Annotated in this window: 5 protein-coding genes; 4 read left to right on the top strand and 1 reads right to left on the bottom strand. The window is 27.9% G+C overall.

Going from position 1 to position 4812, the window contains the following annotated elements; translation table 11 throughout:
- The coding region (locus tag E6A48_RS05830) for a LacI family DNA-binding transcriptional regulator (protein WP_219709128.1) at positions 1 to 135 on the bottom strand (135 nt) is incomplete at its 3' end.
- Between the two features lie 168 nt (positions 136 to 303).
- On the opposite strand from E6A48_RS05830, the gene E6A48_RS05825 reads away from it, so the two are divergent.
- The 4 genes from E6A48_RS05825 (at position 304) to E6A48_RS05810 (ending at position 4718) form a co-directional block, all read left to right on the top strand.
- Positions 304 to 1725: a PTS transporter subunit EIIC gene (locus E6A48_RS05825; RefSeq protein ID WP_219709127.1), complete on the top strand. Its 1422-nt coding sequence runs from the start codon at positions 304 to 306 to the stop codon at positions 1723 to 1725.
- A gap of 35 nt (positions 1726 to 1760) precedes the next feature.
- Positions 1761 to 3236, top strand: coding sequence for a glycoside hydrolase family 32 protein (locus tag E6A48_RS05820; protein WP_219709126.1), 1476 nt, complete (start codon positions 1761 to 1763; stop codon positions 3234 to 3236).
- 211 nt (positions 3237 to 3447) lie between these two features.
- Positions 3448 to 3975 (top strand): flagellar export chaperone FliS, encoded by a 528-nt coding sequence (gene fliS, locus E6A48_RS05815; RefSeq protein WP_219709125.1) that lies wholly within the window; start codon positions 3448 to 3450, stop codon positions 3973 to 3975.
- Positions 3976 to 3977: 2 nt separating this feature from the next.
- Positions 3978 to 4718, top strand: a complete 741-nt coding sequence (locus E6A48_RS05810) for an early set domain-containing protein (protein ID WP_219709124.1) — start codon at positions 3978 to 3980, stop codon at positions 4716 to 4718.
- The last annotated feature ends 94 nt before the right edge of the window (positions 4719 to 4812 follow it).

Raw genomic sequence — 4812 nt, 5'->3', positions numbered from 1 at the left:
TTTTTTTATTATTTTAGCTATTTTTTCTTTAGTTTCTTTTTTTACATATCCACCATTATAGTATCTTGATATTGTGGTTTTTGTTACGCCTGCAATTTCTGCTATTTCTTTCATTGTTATCTTTTTAATTGTCATTAAGTGATACTCTTATCAATATATTTTTAGAGAGTATATATCTTTTATACTAAAAATCAAATATATTGGTTTGTTTTTTATGAAATTTTTATAATTATGGTTGACAGAATAGTAAAAGATGTTACAATAATATGTAACCGATTACATAAATATACTAGGATTTTTATTATGGCTATCAATTACAAAAAAACCGCTGAAGAAATTATTAAAGTAGTAGACAAAGATAATATTATATCTGCTACTTTCTGTGCTACTAGATTAAGATTAGTAGTAAAAAACAGAGAAAGCATAAAAGACTCAGATATTCAAAAGATAGATGGGGTTAAGGGAGTATTTTTTAATTCTGGGCAGTATCAAATAATATTAGGTACTGGTGTTGTAAATAAAGTTTATGCTGAGGTTGTCAATTTAGGAGTTGAGGGAGCAGCAAAACAAAATTTAGAAGAGTCAAATAAATCTACAGAAAAAAACAGTTTTAGAAAGTTTATTCGTATATTTGCTGATGTATTTGTACCTATAATGCCTGCTATGATTGCAACAGGTTTATTTTTAGGTCTTAAAGGTGCTTTAATTAATGATAGTTTTTTGAGCATGTTTAATTTGCAAGTATCAGATATACCAGTTTCTATTATGACATTTATGAGCGTACTTACAGAAACAACATTTGCATTTTTGCCTGCTTTAGTATGTTGGTCAACTTTTAGGGTATTTGGAGGCTCTCCTATATTGGGTATATTGCTTGGATTAATGTTAGTTTCTCCTGCTTTGCCTAATGCATATTTAGTTGCTAACCCTGACAGCGGTGTGAAACCTATAATGCTTTTTAATTTTATACCTATAGTGGGATATCAAGGAAGCATACTTCCAGCACTTATCGCTGGTATTATAGGCTCTAAAGTGGAATTAAATTTAAGAAAAGTGATACCTAATATAATAGATATACTTGCTACTCCTTTTTTAACTTTGCTTATAATGCTTATATTATCTTTAGCTGTAATTGGACCAATTTTCCATATAGTTGAACAGTGGATATTAGTAGCTATTAATTTCTCTTTATCATTACCTTTTGGAATTGGTGGATTTATAATAGGTTTTGGAATAATATTTATAGTTGTTACAGGTGTTCATCATATAATGAATTTAATAGAAATATCTTTTCTTGCTGCAACTACATTAAACCCAATCAATCCTCTTTTATCTGTTGCCAATTTAGCTGCTGGTGCTGCTTGTTTGGCTGTTACATTAAAGACTAGAAGAAAGAGTGTAAAAGCTATGGGTTATGGTGCTACATTATCAGCTTGGCTTGGAATAACAGAGCCTGCTATATTTGGTATTAATATAAGATATGGAATAAAGCCTATGGTTTGCGGTGCTATTGCTGCTGGTATAACAGGGTTGATTGCAAGGTTATTAAACTTACAAGCTACTGCTAATGGTGTTACTGGTATACCGGGGGCATTGCTTTATATTTATGACAGTAAACAATTAATAGGCTATATTGCTGTTGCTTTAATTACTGTTATTTTATCTTTTACTATTACTTGGTTCTTTGGCGTACCTGATGAATATATGCAAGAAGATGAAGAGTAAAAATAAATAATGTCTGTAAATATAAGGATAATCAAATGAACTTGGTTGCTAAAGTATTTGAAGAGGCTATAAAACAAAAAGAGATTGAATATATTAAGAATAATAGGGAAAATAAAAAATGGAGATTAAATTTTCATTTAATGCCTCCTGTTGGTTGGCTCAATGACCCTAATGCTTTATCTTATTTCAAAGGAGAGTATCATATATTTTTCCAATATTCTCCTTTTAATGCTAATGGAGGATTAAAGTTTTGGGGTCATTATTCAACTAAAGACTTAATCAACTACAAATATATAGGAGTTTCATTATATCCAGACCAAAAGTATGATTGTCATGGAGTATATTCTGGTTCTGCTTTTATAGAAGATGATAAGATGTATATATATTATACAGGCAATGTAAAACTTTTAGGCAATCATGATTATATTGAAAGCGGAAGAGAGGCTAATACTATGCTTATTGTTTCAAATGATGGTATTAATTTCTCTGAAAAAGAATGCTTAATGGAGATGAAAGATTATCCTAAAGGAATAACCAATCATATAAGAGACCCTAAAGTATGGAAGGAAAAAGATTCTTATTATATGGTTCAAGGTGCAAGGAAATATGGAACTGACAGAGATAATGATATTGGTGAAGTTTTAGTATTTTCTTCAAAAAACAAAAGAAATTGGAAACATATAAGCACTATAAACACTAAAGAAAGATTTGGTTATATGTGGGAATGCCCTGACCTTTTTAATTTAGATGGACAGAATATTTTAATTACTTGCCCGCAGGGGGTAAAACAGATTGAGGGTGTATACGAAAATATTTATTTATCTGGATATTTTTTAATTAATGATGATTACAAAAATAAAGATTCTGTTGAGGCAACTAATTTTACTGTATTAGATAGAGGTTTTGATTTTTATGCTCCGCAGACATTTTTAGATGAAAATGGAAATAGAGTTCTTATAGGTTGGATGGGTGTTCCTGATACTGAATACACTCATAAAAATTTAACAGTTCAATATGGCTGGCAGCATTGTTTAACTGTGGCAAGAGAATTAAGTTTCAAAAACGGAAAACTCTATCAAAAGCCTCATAGAAGTTTAGAAAAATTAAGAGATAAAAAAATATTTGAAAATAAATGTTCTTATTCTTCATTATCTAATAATTTAATTTCTGATATTAACTCTTACGAAGTTTTAATTGAGAATATAAAAAATTCTAATGATTTTGAGATATTAATTTCTGAAGGTGTTTTTATCAAATATAAAGAAAATAAATTTATATTAGAGTTTCTAAATGATAGAGGAAAAGAAATAGGTGGCGGCAGAGATAAAAGAAGTGCATATTTAGAAAAGTTAGAAAACATAAGAATATTAATAGATACTTCATCTATAGAGATATTTATAAATGAAGGCGAGATGGTATTTACAACTAGGTATTATCCAGATGAATATTCTTTTAGAGTTTCAGGGGATATGGGTTTAACAATATATAAATTAAAATCATTTAACTATTAAATTTGTTTTTAAGGTTTTATTATAATAGTATAAAACACTATATAGTAAAATCTCAAAAAATTTAAAACTCATTTTTGACAAATTATGCTTGTTTCGGTATAATATAGTATATGTATGCATCTTTTATTAGAAATAGTAAAAAATATTTTATGCTTTTTTCTATTTTCCGATAATAATTTTATAATAAATATTAATTTATGGGGGAATTTAATTGTCTACTAATAACGGTTATCAAAAATATAAAAAAATTGATGTTAGTACAGCATCTCAAAATAGACTAGTTATTATGCTTTATGACGGTGCTATCAAGTTTCTTGAGAATGCTTGTAATGCTATGGATAAAAAACATGGTACAGAAGAAGCTCATAATAATATAATGAAAGCTCAAGAGATTATATATGAACTTCTCTCTTCTCTAAACTATGATGCTAAAGAAATAGCTGAGAGATTAGCTTCTATTTATACTTATATGAATCAGAGATTAACAGAAGCAAATATATCTAAAACTAAACCGCCTATATTAGAGGTTATAAAATATCTTAAAGAATTAAAAGGTGCTTGGGAGGGCGTTGAGCAAAAATTATCTTCTAATAATGCTGATAATAATAATACTACAAAAGAAGATAGTAATTCTGCTATACAAAATAATTCTACTCCTGCTGATAATAAAAGTTATGATAAAAAATTTATGAAAAAAGATGATAAAGCTGTTACATCAAAATTAAATATTACGGGTTGATGATGAAAAAGATTTGTTTTTATATTTTTATATTTATAGTTTTTATAATTGCTGTATCTTGCGGTGATAAAACTAAAGAAACTATTGAACAGTATCAAGTTAGAATGCAAAATGCTCAGATACTAAAATATTATAATATACAAGAAGTAACTCCTCCAAGAGTTGTAGAAGACGGTATATTATTTACTTTTGCAGAAAATTATGATTCTGTGGAAGTGTCTGGAGATTTTAATAATTGGGAAGATAGCATACCTCTTATAAAAAACTCTTACGGTATATTTTATTATTTATGGCAAACTCCTTTAAAGGCTGGTAAATATTTATACAGATACAGAGTTAATGGTGTTTGGATTAATGACCCTATAAACCAAAATGTAGAATATGACAATAATAATCAAGAAGTTAGTTATTTTGTATTAGGAAACGATATTGGTTTTTATGAACAAAACCCTATATATAATGCAGATGGCACAGTAACATTCTTCTACAGCAATGATACTGCATCAGAAGTTATGTTTACATCAGATAAATTAGGATTTGACAGCTTAAGATATCCTATGACTTATTCTAATAATTTATGGACTATCACTTTAAGAGCTGAGCAAGGTCCTTATTACTATAACTTTGTAGTTGACAGAGTGTGGGAAATAGACCCTCTTAATTTGAATGTTTATAAAGGTAATGATGGAAGACTTCACTCATTTACTACTATAAATTATAATAATACAAATCTAATAAAATAAGATATTAAAATATTAAAATATTAAAGGCTCATATTATATATAATAATACGAGCCTTTTTATTATACTTGTTTCAAAAGTACTTGACAAAATTAG

The organism is Brachyspira pilosicoli (assembly GCF_019402445.1).
Classification (GTDB): Bacteria; Spirochaetota; Brachyspiria; order Brachyspirales; family Brachyspiraceae; genus Brachyspira; species Brachyspira pilosicoli_B.
The sequence above is the reverse complement of the archived record's forward strand: the minus strand, read 5'-3'. Positions and strand labels throughout refer to the sequence as shown.